Genomic DNA, 14318 nt, shown 5'->3' with positions numbered 1-14318 from the left:
CGTTGCTTCTTTCGGGCAGCGATAGCCAGCCCTGACATTGCATGCCAAGTGTCGACTCTTGTTTTTTACGAATGGCTTGTGTGGGCGCTCCCCGGATTGAACCGGTATTCTCTAAAGGAGGTGATCCAGCCGCAGGTTCCCCTACGGCTACCTTGTTACGACTTCACCCTAGTTGCCGACCACACCGTGGAGACCGTTTTCCCGAAGGTTAAACTAGCCTCTTCTGGTGCAGCCAACTTCCATGGTGTGACGGGCGGTGTGTACAAGGCCCGGGAACGTATTCACCGCAGCATTGCTGATCTGCGATTACTAGCGATTCCGACTTCATGCAGTCGAGTTGCAGACTACAATCCGGACTGGGACAGGCTTTTTGAGATTAGCACCACCTCGCGGCTTAGCCACCCTCTGTACCTGCCATTGTAGCACGTGTGTAGCCCTGCCCATAAGGGCCATGATGACTTGACGTCGTCCCCACCTTCCTCCGGTTTGTCACCGGCAGTCTCCTTAGAGTGCCCAACTAAATGCTGGCAACTAAGGATAAGGGTTGCGCTCGTTGCGGGACTTAACCCAACATCTCACGACACGAGCTGACGACAGCCATGCAACACCTGTCACTCGGCTCCCGAGGGCACCAAGGCATCTCTGCCAAGTTCCGAGGATGTCAAGGGCAGGTAAGGTTCTTCGCGTTGCATCGAATTAAACCACATGCTCCACCGCTTGTGCGGGCCCCCGTCAATTCCTTTGAGTTTCAACCTTGCGGTCGTACTCCCCAGGCGGAGAACTTAACGCGTTTGCTACGACACTGACTGACTAGGTCACCCAACGTCTAGTTCTCAACGTTTACGGCGTGGACTACCAGGGTATCTAATCCTGTTTGCTACCCACGCTTTCGAGCCTGAGCGTCAATATTGGCCCAGAAGACTGCCTTCGCCATTGGTGTTCCTCCACATATCTACGCATTTCACCGCTACACGTGGAATTCCGTCTTCCTCTACCATATTCTAGTTACGCAGTTTCGTATGCAATTCCCAGGTTGAGCCCGGGGCTTTCACATCCGACACACGCAACCGCCTGCGCTCGCTTTACGCCCAGTAATTCCGATTAACGCTTGCACCCTCCGTATTACCGCGGCTGCTGGCACGGAGTTTGCCGGTGCTTATTCTGCGGGTACCGTCAATACGCTCGGGCTATTAACCCGGCGCTTTTCTTCCCCGCTTAAAGTGCTTTACAACCCTAGAGCCTTCTTCACACACGCGGCATGGCTGGATCAGGCTTCCGCCCATTGTCCAATATTCCCCACTGCTGCCTCCCGTAGGAGTCCGGGCCGTGTCTCAGTCCCGGTGTGGCTGATCATCCTCTCAAACCAGCTACTGATCGTCGTCTTGGTACGCCGTTACCCCACCAACTAACTAATCAGACGCAGGCTCATCCTTCTGTGCGAGGGTCGAAGAGCCCCGCTTTGCTCCATAGAGCGTATGCAGTATTACCCCGAGTTTCCTCGGGTTATCCTCCGCAAAAGGGTAGATTCCTACGCGCTACTCACCCGTCCGCCGCTCGACGCCTAGAGGCGAACCTCTATCGTTTCCGCTCGACTTGCATGTGTTAGGCCTGCCGCCAGCGTTCAATCTGAGCCAGGATCAAACTCTCCAGTTAATACTAACTAGATTCACGACTAAGTCGTGTTGAGCGATCCGAGCTTTACACTGCGGATGCTCTTCGTCTTGACCGAATCAAAACCATGGGAGCACCCACACAAGCCATTCGCAAATTGTTAAAGATCGAAGAACGTTGAATTTGCCGTTAAGGGCTAACTCGTCGTCCTGAGCTGATCATTGTATCGGTTTTGAAAATGAAGTCAACAAATCCGAAACAATTTTTTTCATCGCCAGATTTTTTTATTTAGAACCGCGTTGGCGTCGCGGCCTTGATAAGAGTGCCTATTATGCACCCTTGGTCAAGGGAATCCTCGCCATTTTTATACCGCGTTTGGCATCGCGGCCCTGAATAGGAATGCCTATTGTGCACCCTTGGTCAAGAGAATCCTCGCCATTTTTTATACCGCGTTTGGCATCGCGGCCCTGAATAGGAATGCCTATTGTGCACCCTTGGTCAAGAGGACACGCGCCATACGTTTCTTGCCAACCCGCACGGCTAATTCCTGGGGCGGAACCAGCTCAAGTTTCGTGTTTTCGACGCGCTGATCGTCGATGCGCACCGCGCCTTGCTTGATCAGACGCATGCCTTCGCTGTTGCTTGCTGTCAGACCGGCACGGCATAAAAGTGTCGCGATGGCGATGCCATCCGGCGTCACTGCCACGGTGGTTGGCTCCAGATCAGCAGCAAAACGCCCTTCGGAAAAGCGCTCCAGGAATCGCCGACGCGCATCTTCGCCTGTGGCAGCGCCGTGGAAACGCGCTACGATTTCCTCAGCCAGTGCAAGCTTGTAGTCACGCGGGTTGCCACCCTCATCAACTTCGCGCCGATATTGCGCGATGGAGGCGACCGATTGATGCGAGATTAAATCGTAGTAGCGCCACATTAGCGCATCGGAGATCGACATTATTTTGCCGAACTGCTCGCCCGGCGCTTCATCGATGCCGATGTGATTCCCCTGCGATTTGGACATCTTATCGACACCATCCACCCCTTCGAGCAAAGGCATGGTTAGCACGCCCTGGGATTGCTGCCCATAAGCCTGTTGCAGCATCCGCCCCACTAATAGGTTGAATTTCTGGTCGCTGCCGCCGAGCTCTAGGTCGGCTCCCAAGGCAACCGAGTCGTAGCCCTGGAAAAGCGGGTATAGGAACTCGTGAATCGCGATGGCCTGACCACTGCGGTAGCGTTTGTCGAAATCGTCACGTTCGAGCATGCGCGCAACCGTATGACTGGCCGCGAGTCGAACCACTTCACTCGTCGACAACGCACCCAGCCATTCGGCATTGAATGCAACACGCGTGCGCTCAGGATCGAGCACACGGTAGATCTGGGCCTCGTAGGTCGCTGCGTTGGCCGCGACCTCATCGGCTGTCATCGCCTTGCGTGTCGCGCTTTTGCCAGTCGGATCACCGATCCGCCCGGTAAAATCGCCGATCAGGAACACGACGCTGTGGCCCATGTCTTGGAAAGCGCGTAGCTTGTGTAGCAAAACGGTATGGCCAAGATGCAAGTCTGGCGCTGTCGGATCGAAACCTGCCTTGATCGTCAGCGCCCGGCCCTCTTTCGCCGCAGTCTCGAAACGCTCAGCAACCTGCGTCTCGGGGATAATTTCGTCGGTGCCACGGGCCAGTTCTGCCCAATCGAAATGAATCACACGCGTCGTCTATTCGTTGAGTTCTACATCTAGATGTTAGTCAACCGCTGCAAGCGGTCGACCGCTATCGTACCGCAACCCTTAACTAAACCCAGTCATGTCTGAACACTCACTTTATATCGGCCTGATGTCCGGGACGAGCGTCGACGCGATCGACGCCGCACTCGTTGCATTTAACAACGATGGCACCGCACGCCTGGTCGCCACGCATAGCCAACCATTACCGGCGACCCTGCGGACCGAGCTGCTCGCCTTGTCGGACGCCAGCGCCCGCGTATCGCTCACCAATCTCGGAGCGCTCGATCAGCGGACTGGCTATTGGTTCGCGCGCGCGGCCAATGTTCTGATGCACCAAGCCGGCGTGCGCCCAGCTGATATCACCGCAATCGGCAGCCACGGTCAAACGGTCTGCCACCAGCCAGAGGCGACGCTGGCCTTCAGTACGCAAATCGGATCGCCCAGCCGCATAGCCGCCGAGACCGGGACGACGGTAGTCGCCGATTTTCGGAACGCCGACATGGCAGTCGATGGCCAAGGCGCACCACTGGCGCCTGCTTTTCACGCCGCCTTCTTTGGCCACGCCACACGCAGCCGCGCGGTATTGAACGTTGGCGGCATTGCCAATCTGTCGGTCATCGCACCGGCCGGCACAGCGGCCGCGCCTGACGTGACTGGTTTCGACACCGGCCCCGGCAACGCATTGATGGACGCATGGATCGATGACCAGCTAAGCCTACCGTTCGACCATGACGGACAATGGGCAGCCAAAGGTCGCGTGGATACACCGCTGCTTGAATGCCTCCGGTCCGATGCGTTTATCAACCGCGCACCGCCCAAAAGCACCGGCCGCGACCATTACGGCCTAGCCTGGCTGCGGTCTCACCTCGATCAGCTCGAACACACGCCACGGCCGGTCGACGTACAGACGACGCTGTGTCGTTTCACTGCCGAGACAGCCGGTGATGCAATCGTCGCCTACAGTCCGGGCAATAGCGACGCTATTCTGTGTGGCGGCGGCACCCACAATCCGGTTTTCAAGGCGATGCTCGCCGAGCGCATCGCACCACGGGCGGTCGTGACCAGCGACGATTTCGGCATCAACGGCGACTGGGTGGAAGCAGTCGCGTTTTCGTGGCTCGCACGGCGGCGCATTAACGGCGATCCCGGCAATGCACCTGGCGTTACCGGCGCGCGCACGCCAGCATGCCTGGGCGGCGTGTACTTGCCACCCAGCGGCGAGAACTAAGAAGGGCGTGCGGCGCTAGACGCCGAAGGAGTTGCCGCAGCCGCAGGTGGTCGTGGCGTTGGGGTTACGGATCACGAACTGTTCACCTTCGACGCCATCGGAAAAATCGATCTCGGCGCCAGTTAGATACAACACGCTCATGGGATCGACCAATAGCGTTACGCCCTGTTTTTTAACCAGCGTATCGCCGTCTTCGACATTTTCATCGAAGCTAAATCCGTATTGAAATCCGGAACAGCCACCACCCGAAACAAAGACCCGCAACTTGAGCGCATCGTTGTCCTCGTCCTCGAGCAGTGTCTTAACTTTCCCAGCAGCGGCATCGGTAAACACCAACACGTTGTTTGCCTGCTCGGTTGCTTCCAAAGGCTCTGCGGTCGTCGTCATTGCCTAACCATATCGACTGACTCTATCTACATTCTAGACTATGCCGGCAAACTAGCCATAATCAAGGTAGCGCGGTCGGTGCAGCGAGGCTGGCGGTCTCGGGCGCGCCGATCATCAAATTCAAACACTGTAGAGCCTGGCCGGCGGCGCCTTTCAGCAAGTTATCGATGACTGACGTCACAACCAGCCGGTCGCCACCCACCGAGGTTACGCTGACCATGGCGTTGTTGGTGGCGCGCACATGGGCCGTCGCGGGCTGCGAACCAGCCGGAACAACGCCGACGAACGGTTCATCCGCATAAGCCGCCTCGAAGACTGCCTGCGGGTCGCTCGAGCCAGTTTGGCGCACGTAGATCGTGACCTCCATCCCGCGAATCATCGGTACCAGGTGCGGCACAAAGGTCAGACCGACTGTTTCATTCGCGCTCCAACCGAGCGCCTGTTGGATTTCTGGCAAGTGGCGATGACCGGCGACACCGTAGGCATGCATCGACTCGGCCACCTCGGAAAAGGCGAACGCCGGTTTCGACGTGCGGCCCGCGCCAGACACGCCGGTCTTGGCGTCGGCGATGATATCGCCGGTGTCGATCGCGCTGGCTTCAAGCAAGGGTTTGAGGCCGAGCAGGGTCGAAGTTGGATAACACCCCGGTACAGCCACGATCCGCGCGTCGGCGATGCCAGCACGGCTCAGTTCCGGTAAGCCGTAAACAGCTTCGGCCAGCAGATCCGGCGCGGCGTGGGGCTGGCCGTACCACTTACTCCAGAGTTCGGCGTCACGCAGCCGAAAATCCGCTGAAAGGTCGATAATGCGCTTGCCGGCTGCCAATAAATCAGGCACCAGATTCATGGCCACACCGTGGGGTGTAGCAAAAAAGACGACGTCACAATCGGCTAAAGCATCTGACGACGGCGCCATGAACGACAAATCTAGCCAACCGCGCAGCGTCGGATAGAAATCGGTCACGTGTTGCCCCTTGGCGCGCTCCGACGTGATCGCCGACACGCACACGTCGTCACGCGCGGCGAGCAATCGCAACAGTTCGCCACCGGCATAGCCGGTCGCACCAACGAGGCCGATATGTATGGGCTTGCTCATGTGTCAGATCGTCTTCGGTCGGGCATAGTGCGGCCACGGCCAGATCGGCTCGCGCCTGCGTTTAGATCAGTATAATCCAGTGCCGTTAATCGCACACCCAACAACACGAGGCGAGGCAACAACACGATGGATTGGCTGAAAGCGTTTCACATGGTTTTCGTGGTGTCCTGGTTCGCCGGGCTGTTTTATCTGCCACGGCTATTCGTCTACCACGCCGACACCCACGACCAACTCGGATTCGATCGGTTCTGCATCATGGAACGCCGCCTCTCGATCCTGACCTCGATTGCCGCTGCGGGCACAATCATTTTCGGGGCATGGCTGGCCTTGCTGAAAGGCGGCGACTGGATCAGCGCCAATGGCTGGTTCCACGCCAAGCTGGCACTCGTGCTGGTGCTAATTGGCTTTCAAGGCTGGTGCCAGATTCAGGTTAAAAAATTTCGCGAACGCCGAAACCGGTTGAGCGCCGACACCTTCCGGACCACCAACGAAATCCCGACGGTCGTTTTGGTCCTCATCATGATTGTGATTTTCGTTAAACCATTCTAGCGGCCGCGCTCGACGCCACCGACCGATATGGTCGGTGGCGCCAGACTGACCAGTCTTACTCAGCGTCCCCGGCTTTGGTTACGTCGGGGCCGACCTGCGACTGCGCATAGTTCGACTCACCCATGCGCTCGATCAATCCGAGCTGGGTTTCGAGGAAGTCGATATGGTTTTCCTCGTCAGCCAAGATCTCGGCGAACAGATCGCGGCTGGCGTAGTCCTGCTCGCGCTCGCACACCGCAATGGCTTCGGAATACAACGCGTACGACTCGCGTTCGGCCGCCAAATCACCTTCCATCATCTCCTTGGCAGTCTCGCCGATACGAAGCTTGGCCAAGTCCTGCAAGTTCGGGAGGCCGTTCAGGAATAGAATCCGCTGGATGAATCGATCGGCATGTCTCATCTCCTCGATCGATTCGTCGTATTCCTTCTTGCCGATCTGCACGAGCCCCATGTCGTCATACATACGCGCATGCAGGAAATATTGATTAATCGCCGTTAGTTCGAGTTTCAACCCCGCTTGGAGATACTCGAGAACTTGCCGATTACCTTGCATCGGGCTACCCCATAATTGATTGTTCGACCTTTAAGGATAGACGATGGTTGGCCCGTTCACAATTCTAAAAAGGCCCAACGCGCGCCGCTCGGCTTCGAAAAGCCGGCGCTGTCACGACACAAACACATTCAAGTACTATCGACAGACTTTTTTGACCCTGGCGCCAGTGAGCGACGGGCTATCTTCAAGCAGGCGTCTCGTCGACTGTGCTTGGGGTTGGCACAAAATCGTTGCCGCTCGCTGCTTCCGCTGCCTGCTCGGCCTTGCAACGGCCCAACACATCGCGTGCACAACTAGCACAGCGGCCACAGCATCCCGCGACACCAAGACGTTCGCGCAGGGCGCGCAAACTGCAGGCACCCTCGCAGTAGGCTTGGCTTATCTGCCGCTCGGTAACGGCGTTACAAATACAAACGTACATGACAACCTCATCGCTTAGCGATATTCAATCGCGAATACGAATGATTGTCAATAACGGATTTTAACGGTAGCGCTCGCGCCTAATCGACCGTCGACGTCCGTGCGATGTGGGCCGCCAGTTCTTTGAGTGCTTGACGATAGACCTGGCGCTTAAACGAGACCACTTCCGCCAGCGGATGCCAGTAGTCGACCCAACGATAGCCGTCGAATTCCGGCGAGCTGGTGCGATCGAAACGTACCCGCGTTTCCGGAGCCAGCAATTCCAGCATGAACCATTTCTGCTTCTGGCCAATACAAAGCGGCCGACTATTATGCCGAACTAAGTGTTTCGGCAGCCGATAACGAAGCCAATTACGGGTCGTGGCGACCACACGCGTATCGCGTGCGGTTAAGCCGACCTCTTCCTCCAATTCACGATAAACCGCCTCGCGCGGCGACTCCCCCCTGCGAATCCCACCTTGTGGGAATTGCCAAGCCTGCTGCCCGACCCGCTTGGCCCAGAACAGCTCGTTTCCACCCCGACACAGAATGATGCCTACGTTTGCGCGAAATCCTTCGTCGTCAATCACGACGCCGTGCCCAATTGTTGTAATATACGGCGATTCTTTCACAGGTCGCGGGCGTGACCCAATTCGCCAAAGGTCTAGCCCAGCTCGGGCATTGGCGCGCGAATCAACTGGGCAGACAGTCGCGACCATCCGCTGCAAGCCAGATTAAACGTGCACATCGCTTTCTTCGACCTCGACAATACGCTGCTCGCCGGCGATAGCGACGTGGCCTGGGGCCAATTTGTCGTGGACGAAGGTTGGGTCGACGCCGAAAGCCACGCGCGGCAAAGCAGCGGGTTTCACGCCCAGTACGCCGCCGGCACTCTCGACATCCACGCGTTCCAGCGCTTTACGCTAGCGCCGCTGTTCGGTCGTCCATGGTCGACGCTGGCGGCCGCACGCGAACGGTTTGTCGGCGACTATATCGAGCCCATCATCGCGCCGCTGGCCAGCGAGCTCGTTGATCGCCACGTCGCGGCCGGGCATAAAACGGCTATCATCACGGCCACCAATCGTTTCATCGCCGAACCGATCGCAACGCGACTCGGTATCGATACGCTGATCGCCACCGACCCGGAATACGCCGACGGTGGCTATACAGGCGAAATCGTCGGCACACCAGCTTACCGTGAGGGCAAGATCGCGCGCGTCGACCAGTGGCTCAATGAGCAGTCTGGGCAAGCCGAACGCACATGGTTCTATTCCGACTCACTCAACGATTTGCCGCTTTTACGTCGGGTCGACATGCCAGTCGCGGTCGACCCCGACACCACGCTGGCCGCCGAGGCACGCCGCGCCGGCTGGCACGTGATCAGCTTACGCACCGATAGTCTTCCGGCCATCGATGCGATTCCAGAGCGCGCCTATGGTGACCAGCGCGCAAGATAAGGCGTTATCGCATCGCGCAACTGGCCATTGTCGGCACAAATCGAACGCGTATTAAGACCGACCGGCGAGCCGTCGAGATCGGTCATGCGGCCACCAGCTTCGGTGACGATGACGCTGAGCGCCGCGATATCCAGGATATTAAGATCGGACTCGATAACGGCATCGATACGCCCGCTGGCCAGTAAATGGTAGTGGTAGAAATCGCCGTAGCCACGAATCCGGTCAACGGCAGCAATTAACTGTCCGACATCCGACCAGGCCGGCGATGTGGCGAGCGATGCGGCATTGCCAATTGACAGGCTGGCGTCGCCGAGCGACTCAACCGTGGAAGTCGCGATGGGTGCGTCATTGAGCCAAGCGCCGACACCGCGCGCCGCCGTGGCCAATTCACCATCCCCGAACATCGGCGCGTTCGACACGCCCACCACCGGCTCACCGCGCCAAGCCAACGCGATCTGAGTCGAAAAAAACGGATAGCCGCGCACGAATGATTTGGTGCCATCGATCGGATCGATTAACCACACCAGATCAGCATCACTGGATTCGTGGCCGAGCTCTTCACCGTAGAAACCATGATCGGGGAATGCCCGGCCGAGGACCTGTTTGATGACGCGCTCGCATTCGACATCGGCCTCGGTCACCGGGCTGGAATCAGCCTTGCGGGTGACTTCGAAACCACCTTGATAGTAGTGACGAATCACATCTTCGGCGGCACGTGCGGCTTCGATCGCCGGCTTCAGATAGGGCTGCCAATCGCTCACATAATCTCCTCGATATGCATGAGCACATGATGATACCGGCTTACCACGTGCTGGGTCCCGCCTTGGAGTCGACCCGCTCGACGAGGCAGCAGCTAGCGCGGTTGGCGCCAAACGTCATGATTGCGGCCTTGCAGATCACCCGCAGGTGCCCTTGGCCATGGCCAAACGAAATCGGTTAACGCCGTTCGAGCTCATAAAAAAACCACCGCCAGTCGAAAGCCGGACCGGGGTCGGTTTTGCGTCCAGGCGCGATATGGGCGTGGCTGACGATTCGCTGGTCCGTAATCGACGGATAACGCTGTTGCAGCCAGCGACAAACCCATGCCAAGCCACGATACTGGCCAGGCGCGTACGGACAGTCGTCAACACCTTCCAGTTCGATACCAACCGAAAAGTCATTGACCCGGGATCGCCCATCGAACGAAGACTGGCCCGCATGCCATGCGCGCCGTTCGAAATCGACGAATTGCACCAAGCGCCCGAGCCGGTCGATAAACAGGTGTGCGGACACCTGCACCGCCGCCGCGGCGATCATCGATGCCTGGTTAGAAGCCGGTAAGCGATTGGTGAATAGTCTGGCCACCGTATCGTGGCCGAACACCCCAGCCGGCAAGCTGATGCCGTGCACGACAATGGTGTCGATTACGGCGCTCGGCGGACGCGCATCTTCATTGGGCGAGGCCAGCCAGCGGGCCGCCGGCACCCTACTCGCACCCATTGTCGACGCTATGTGCCCGACGAATCGTCGCCCGCGACCACTGGCGCGAGATGATGCTTGACTTCGCGGGCGTTGTAGACATCCGCACCGGATTGCGGCACCTGGTCACCAACCTGGATGTTGAGCACACTTTCATAGCGAGTGCGACTCGTTCCGCTGATCGGGAAGCCGACTCCGGTTCCAAAATAAGGGTAGCCAACGCCAAAACCGATATTAGCGGTGGACGGCGGGTCGGTCGTCGTGACCGGCGATGTCTCGCGCGAGACGATGCGGAATCGGTCGCTTCCGTGGGTGAGCGTGACGTCGGCGGCCCGGAAAAGCACAAACTTATCGACTTGCGAGCGCGACAGCCCGTAATCACCCGTATAGCTCACACGGTAATGGTCGCTGGTGATCGCGGCGTCGCGATAGCCGAAATCACCCGGGCTTGCCGCATGATGATAGCCCGGCTGCGAAGCACAACCAGCCAGCATTGCCGCCAGCGCAACGACGCCGACAACCATCATCTGCCGCCACGTGGTTCGCGAATGGTGCGTGGATGTCGCTGTCATGACTTCACTGTAGCCGAAACTGAGTCCTACGTGGCCACGCTTTACTGGCCATCAATTCAATAGCCGTCCCTGGCGCCACCAGTAGAGCAAAAGCCCAGCCCCAAACGCCATGCCCCCAAGATGGGCGAAGTGGGCCACACCGGCGTTAGTTCCGGTGACGCCGAAGAACAGCTCGAGCGCACCGTAGCCAAGCACGAACCACTTGGCCGCCATGGGAATTGGCGGGATCAAAAGCATGACGCGTGCGTTCGGAAACATCACACCGAAGGCGAGCAGCACGCCGAACACACCACCCGACGCTCCGATGGTCGGCGCGGGAGCACCGTAGGAGCTCGCGAAATACAGGCTCGCAACTTGGATGACGCCAGCACCAACGACACAAACCGCGTAATAGGCGAGGAACCGCCATTGCCCCCACGCCACCTCGAGCACGCGACCAAACATCCACAAACCGAACATATTGAAAAACAGATGTGCGACGCCGGCGTGGAGAAACCCATAGGTCGCCAGTTGCCACGGCTCGAAGCCGACCTGGATTATGCTGTGGCCCGTTTCGGCCGGATAGCTTCCGATTGGCCAGAGCGCGAAGTTCGCCAGCACGAAGCTCGGATCGTAGACGCGCCACAGAAAAGCGAGGCCGTTGGCGATCAACAACCATTTGATTATTGGCGGCACGGTCGATACCGCGAATGGATTACGTGCCATCAGGGATCTACAGATATAGGGATAACCAGAAGCGCCACACCTATAGCGACGCGGCCCGTCCATAGCGACCGGTAAACACGAATTCATCGGTCGACTGGCGTGTCCGCGGCTTCGATTCACGCTTGCGGAGCTCAGGCGCAGCGTCAGTGTGTTCGTCGGCATAGCCGATCGCGAGCGCGGTGACAACTTCCGCGCCGTCGGGCACAGCAAACGCTTCGGCCGCCGACACTGGATCGAGGCCTATCATCTGGTGGACGGACAGCCCGCGCGCAGTGGCTTCGACAACTAGATTGGCCGAGGCCAGGCCGAGGTCGTGAACGGCCGCTTTGTTGGTCTGGCCGCTTGCAGCAAACGTGTGCACGGCAATACCAAGCGCCAGAACCGGCGCGTGGCGGGCCCAGATCTGATTGCCCTCGAACAACGTTGCCAGAATCCGCGCGTGAGTATCATCGTGGTCCGCCGCGTCAGCGACGCCAACGATATAGCGCCTTGGCTGCTCGTTGAAGGATGACGGCGCCCAACGCGCAGCCTCGAACATCGCCGCAAGGTCGTGTTCCGGCACCGGCCGAGGGGCAAACACATATGGGCTCCAGCGCACGGCAAGCGTATTGTGAATGGGCACGTCGGTGGCGGCGGTGTGGTCACTCATGCTGGCCCTCTATAGATTGTCGGATATTGCACGCACGGCCCCGGAGGCGGCCGATGGATCAGCCGACACCGAGCCCGCACGGGGCCATCGAGATTAGCCGATACCACGCGCCTTGCAAACACGCTCATAGGCCGCGCTAATCTCGCGCGTTTTCTGTTCGGCCATCTCGCGCATGTTTTCCGGCATGCCCTTGCCCGCCAACTTGTCCGGATGGTTGGCGCTCATCTGGCGACGATAGGCTTTCTTGATCTCACTATCGCTGGCCGACGCATCAACGCCGAGCACCGTATAGGCTTGATTCAGTTGATCCTCGGAGCTTTGGCCGGCTGTCGATCCGAGGCCGTCACCGCTGGCACCGCCGCCCGCGCCAAGCATTGCTTCGAGCTGCTCGATTTCAGCCTCGGAAAGCCCCAGCCCGCGCGCCACCCGCGCCAACATTTCATGTTCACTGGTCTCCACTTGGCCATCCGCGGCGATCGCCGCGATCTGGACCTGAAGGAACATCTGGAACAGCGCCCGCTGGCCGCGGGCGACGCGCGCGAAATTCGCTACTTCAGCATCGAGATCAAAATCGGCCGATTTGCCGCGATTAAAGGCCTCGCGTGCCTTGTCCTTTTGCTCTTCGCCGAGGTGCAATTTAGTAAACAACTGCTCCGCGACCTGTATCTCATCGCGCGTAACGTGCCCGTCGGCTTTGCATAGCGCCCCCATGACGGCAAACGTCGAGTCCAAAAATTGCGCACGGATCGTGCCAAGTGCGCCGCGGGACACGAACATGGCCGCCAGCCGCGCTGCGACGAACCCGAGCACGCCGCCCACCAGCGCGCCGGGCAAGCGCGCAAACAACCAGCCGATAAAAGCGCCGATTAAAGTAAATATCCACATAAGCTGCACAGTCTACCGGTCAACGCCAAGTCACGTGTCTGTTTCCCCCGCGCTGCGTGTACAGCTAATCGGGAAACCGGTTTCGCTCGCGCCACGCGACATATCAATCGCCAAAGCGCTATAGCCGGTTCAAGCAGGTTTTGGCCGTCTGCAAACACCGGACCAGCCAACCAATAGCACTCAAGGAATTTGATATGCGCGATCCGACGCATCAGTAATCAGCATATGGCCGGGCGCGTGACCGATCGCCAGTTCGGGGCAAGTCTCCATAACGGCGGCCTGAGGTGTGACGCCGCAGGCCCAGAATACTGGCACATAGCCTTGTTCGATCGTCACAGGGTCACCGAATTCCGGCGCTTCCAGATCGATGATGCCGAGTTCGTGCGGATTACCGACATGCACCGGCGCGCCGTGAACTGATGGATAGCGGGACGTAATACGTACGGCGTCCGCCACCTGAGCCGAGGGGATCGGCCGCATGGATACGACCATCGGCCCCGCCATGGCGCCGGCCGACGCACAGCGGCGTGATGTTTTGTACATCGGCACATTCACGCCCTGGTCAATATGCGCCAACCGGATACCCTCAGCCATTAGTGCCGATTCGAACGTAAAACTGCAGCCAATAACGAACGTCACCAGATCATCGCGCCAATAACCAGAAATATCGGCGGGGTCAGCGACTTTCACGCCGTTTTCATAAACCACATATCGGGGCAGATCGGTGCGGATATCCCCATCCGGCAACAGCGGGCCCTCGACTCGGGCGGCCTCGAGCACACCCAGCAATGGGCAAGACTTAGGGTTGCGCTGGGCGAACAGCAGGACATCGAACGCCTGCGCAGCCGGCACGATGATCAGATTGGCCTGGGCATAACCGTGACTGATGCCAGAGGTCTGGCTGCACAGGCCATCCCGAAACGCCGCGCGGGCACGCCCCGGCGTCCAACGGCTACGGTCATCGCTCGTCTGATGCATGCGCGATCCCCTGACTGAACGCTGCTCGGAGACGAGCATGCCGCAATTCAGATTGTTGAACAATCATTGCTTGT

16 protein-coding genes and 1 rRNA gene are annotated in these 14318 nt (G+C 58.7%); 3 read left to right on the top strand and 14 right to left on the bottom strand.

Annotated features, from left to right (window positions below; translation table 11 throughout):
* Window positions 1–110 precede the first annotated feature (110 nt).
* Both HKX41_09230 and HKX41_09225 read right to left on the bottom strand, forming a co-directional pair.
* Window positions 111–1653: ribosomal RNA gene (locus tag HKX41_09230) — 16S ribosomal RNA — on the bottom strand.
* Window positions 1654–2092: 439 nt separating this feature from the next.
* The gene (locus tag HKX41_09225; GenBank protein ID NNC24334.1) at window positions 2093–3307 is read right to left on the bottom strand and encodes a tyrosine--tRNA ligase; all 1215 of its coding nucleotides are present in this window, start codon (window positions 3305–3307) and stop codon (window positions 2093–2095) included.
* Window positions 3308–3407: 100 nt separating this feature from the next.
* Between HKX41_09225 and HKX41_09220 the strand changes: the two genes are divergently transcribed.
* Window positions 3408–4556: an anhydro-N-acetylmuramic acid kinase gene (locus tag HKX41_09220; GenBank protein NNC24333.1), complete on the top strand. Its 1149-nt coding sequence runs from the start codon at window positions 3408–3410 to the stop codon at window positions 4554–4556.
* 15 nt (window positions 4557–4571) lie between these two features.
* Here HKX41_09220 and erpA read toward each other — a convergent pair whose 3' ends face one another.
* Window positions 4572–4943 carry an iron-sulfur cluster insertion protein ErpA gene (erpA, locus tag HKX41_09215; protein ID NNC24332.1) on the bottom strand — a complete coding sequence of 124 codons (372 nt, stop codon included), beginning with the start codon at window positions 4941–4943 and terminating at the stop codon, window positions 4572–4574.
* A 61-nt stretch (window positions 4944–5004) separates the two neighbouring features.
* Window positions 5005–6039, bottom strand: coding sequence for an N-acetyl-gamma-glutamyl-phosphate reductase (locus HKX41_09210; GenBank protein NNC24331.1), 1035 nt, complete (start codon window positions 6037–6039; stop codon window positions 5005–5007).
* A 126-nt stretch (window positions 6040–6165) separates the two neighbouring features.
* Here HKX41_09210 and HKX41_09205 point away from each other — a divergent pair, with 126 nt between their 5' ends.
* The gene (locus tag HKX41_09205; GenBank protein ID NNC24330.1) at window positions 6166–6588 is read left to right on the top strand and encodes a CopD family protein; all 423 of its coding nucleotides are present in this window, start codon (window positions 6166–6168) and stop codon (window positions 6586–6588) included.
* A 55-nt stretch (window positions 6589–6643) separates the two neighbouring features.
* On the opposite strand, the gene bfr is transcribed toward HKX41_09205, so the two are convergent.
* The 3 genes from bfr to HKX41_09190 all read right to left on the bottom strand — a co-directional run bounded on the left by bfr (window position 6644) and on the right by HKX41_09190 (window position 8130).
* The gene (bfr, locus tag HKX41_09200; GenBank protein NNC24329.1) at window positions 6644–7141 is read right to left on the bottom strand and encodes a bacterioferritin; all 498 of its coding nucleotides are present in this window, start codon (window positions 7139–7141) and stop codon (window positions 6644–6646) included.
* A 184-nt stretch (window positions 7142–7325) separates the two neighbouring features.
* Complete coding sequence (locus tag HKX41_09195) at window positions 7326–7562, bottom strand: bacterioferritin (GenBank protein NNC24328.1); 237 nt, start codon at window positions 7560–7562, stop codon at window positions 7326–7328.
* A 79-nt stretch (window positions 7563–7641) separates the two neighbouring features.
* Window positions 7642–8130, bottom strand: a complete 489-nt coding sequence (locus HKX41_09190; protein ID NNC24327.1) for an RNA pyrophosphohydrolase — start codon at window positions 8128–8130, stop codon at window positions 7642–7644.
* A gap of 150 nt (window positions 8131–8280) precedes the next feature.
* Between HKX41_09190 and HKX41_09185 the strand changes: the two genes are divergently transcribed.
* Window positions 8281–8997 (top strand): HAD family hydrolase, encoded by a 717-nt coding sequence (locus HKX41_09185; protein ID NNC24326.1) that lies wholly within the window; start codon window positions 8281–8283, stop codon window positions 8995–8997.
* Here the strand turns inward: HKX41_09185 and HKX41_09180 are convergent.
* The 7 genes from HKX41_09180 to HKX41_09150 all read right to left on the bottom strand — a co-directional run bounded on the left by HKX41_09180 (window position 8973) and on the right by HKX41_09150 (window position 14244).
* Window positions 8973–9758, bottom strand: coding sequence for an inositol-phosphate phosphatase (locus HKX41_09180; GenBank protein NNC24325.1), 786 nt, complete (start codon window positions 9756–9758; stop codon window positions 8973–8975). The two genes, HKX41_09185 and HKX41_09180, sit on opposite strands and share 25 nt — an antisense overlap.
* A gap of 175 nt (window positions 9759–9933) precedes the next feature.
* A complete protein-coding gene (gene ampD / locus HKX41_09175) occupies window positions 9934–10476 on the bottom strand; it encodes a 1,6-anhydro-N-acetylmuramyl-L-alanine amidase AmpD (GenBank protein NNC24324.1) in 543 nt (180 codons plus the stop codon).
* Between the two features lie 8 nt (window positions 10477–10484).
* Window positions 10485–11027 carry a hypothetical protein gene (locus HKX41_09170; GenBank protein ID NNC24323.1) on the bottom strand — a complete coding sequence of 181 codons (543 nt, stop codon included), beginning with the start codon at window positions 11025–11027 and terminating at the stop codon, window positions 10485–10487.
* A 51-nt stretch (window positions 11028–11078) separates the two neighbouring features.
* Window positions 11079–11732, bottom strand: coding sequence for a rhomboid family intramembrane serine protease (locus HKX41_09165; protein NNC24322.1), 654 nt, complete (start codon window positions 11730–11732; stop codon window positions 11079–11081).
* A gap of 40 nt (window positions 11733–11772) precedes the next feature.
* Window positions 11773–12381 carry a nitroreductase family protein gene (locus tag HKX41_09160; protein NNC24321.1) on the bottom strand — a complete coding sequence of 203 codons (609 nt, stop codon included), beginning with the start codon at window positions 12379–12381 and terminating at the stop codon, window positions 11773–11775.
* 93 nt (window positions 12382–12474) lie between these two features.
* On the bottom strand, window positions 12475–13266 hold the full coding sequence (gene djlA, locus HKX41_09155) for a co-chaperone DjlA (GenBank protein NNC24320.1): 792 nt from the start codon (window positions 13264–13266) through the stop codon (window positions 12475–12477).
* A gap of 180 nt (window positions 13267–13446) precedes the next feature.
* The gene (locus HKX41_09150; GenBank protein ID NNC24319.1) at window positions 13447–14244 is read right to left on the bottom strand and encodes a putative hydro-lyase; all 798 of its coding nucleotides are present in this window, start codon (window positions 14242–14244) and stop codon (window positions 13447–13449) included.
* Window positions 14245–14318: the final 74 nt, after the last annotated feature.

The sequence above is a fragment of the Salifodinibacter halophilus genome, from assembly GCA_012999515.1.
Classification (GTDB): Bacteria; Pseudomonadota; Gammaproteobacteria; order Nevskiales; family Salinisphaeraceae; genus Salifodinibacter; species Salifodinibacter halophilus.
Note: the sequence above shows the minus strand (reverse complement) of the source record. Positions and strands in the feature narration are given on the sequence as shown.

What these genes read in the sequence shown, in the direction of transcription:
- HKX41_09220 (NNC24333.1), top strand. Translation starts at nt 3,408, where the DNA reads ATGTCTGAACACTCACTTTATATCGGCCTGATGTCCGGGACGAGCGTC.
- erpA (NNC24332.1), bottom strand. Translation starts at nt 4,943, where the DNA reads ATGACGACGACCGCAGAGCCTTTGGAAGCAACCGAGCAGGCAAACAAC.
- HKX41_09210 (NNC24331.1), bottom strand. Translation starts at nt 6,039, where the DNA reads ATGAGCAAGCCCATACATATCGGCCTCGTTGGTGCGACCGGCTATGCC.
- HKX41_09205 (NNC24330.1), top strand. Translation starts at nt 6,166, where the DNA reads ATGGATTGGCTGAAAGCGTTTCACATGGTTTTCGTGGTGTCCTGGTTC.
- bfr (NNC24329.1), bottom strand. Translation starts at nt 7,141, where the DNA reads ATGCAAGGTAATCGGCAAGTTCTCGAGTATCTCCAAGCGGGGTTGAAA.
- HKX41_09195 (NNC24328.1), bottom strand. Translation starts at nt 7,562, where the DNA reads ATGTACGTTTGTATTTGTAACGCCGTTACCGAGCGGCAGATAAGCCAA.
- ampD (NNC24324.1), bottom strand. Translation starts at nt 10,476, where the DNA reads ATGGGTGCGAGTAGGGTGCCGGCGGCCCGCTGGCTGGCCTCGCCCAAT.
- HKX41_09170 (NNC24323.1), bottom strand. Translation starts at nt 11,027, where the DNA reads ATGACAGCGACATCCACGCACCATTCGCGAACCACGTGGCGGCAGATG.
- HKX41_09165 (NNC24322.1), bottom strand. Translation starts at nt 11,732, where the DNA reads ATGGCACGTAATCCATTCGCGGTATCGACCGTGCCGCCAATAATCAAA.
- HKX41_09160 (NNC24321.1), bottom strand. Translation starts at nt 12,381, where the DNA reads ATGAGTGACCACACCGCCGCCACCGACGTGCCCATTCACAATACGCTT.
- djlA (NNC24320.1), bottom strand. Translation starts at nt 13,266, where the DNA reads ATGTGGATATTTACTTTAATCGGCGCTTTTATCGGCTGGTTGTTTGCG.
- HKX41_09150 (NNC24319.1), bottom strand. Translation starts at nt 14,244, where the DNA reads ATGCATCAGACGAGCGATGACCGTAGCCGTTGGACGCCGGGGCGTGCC.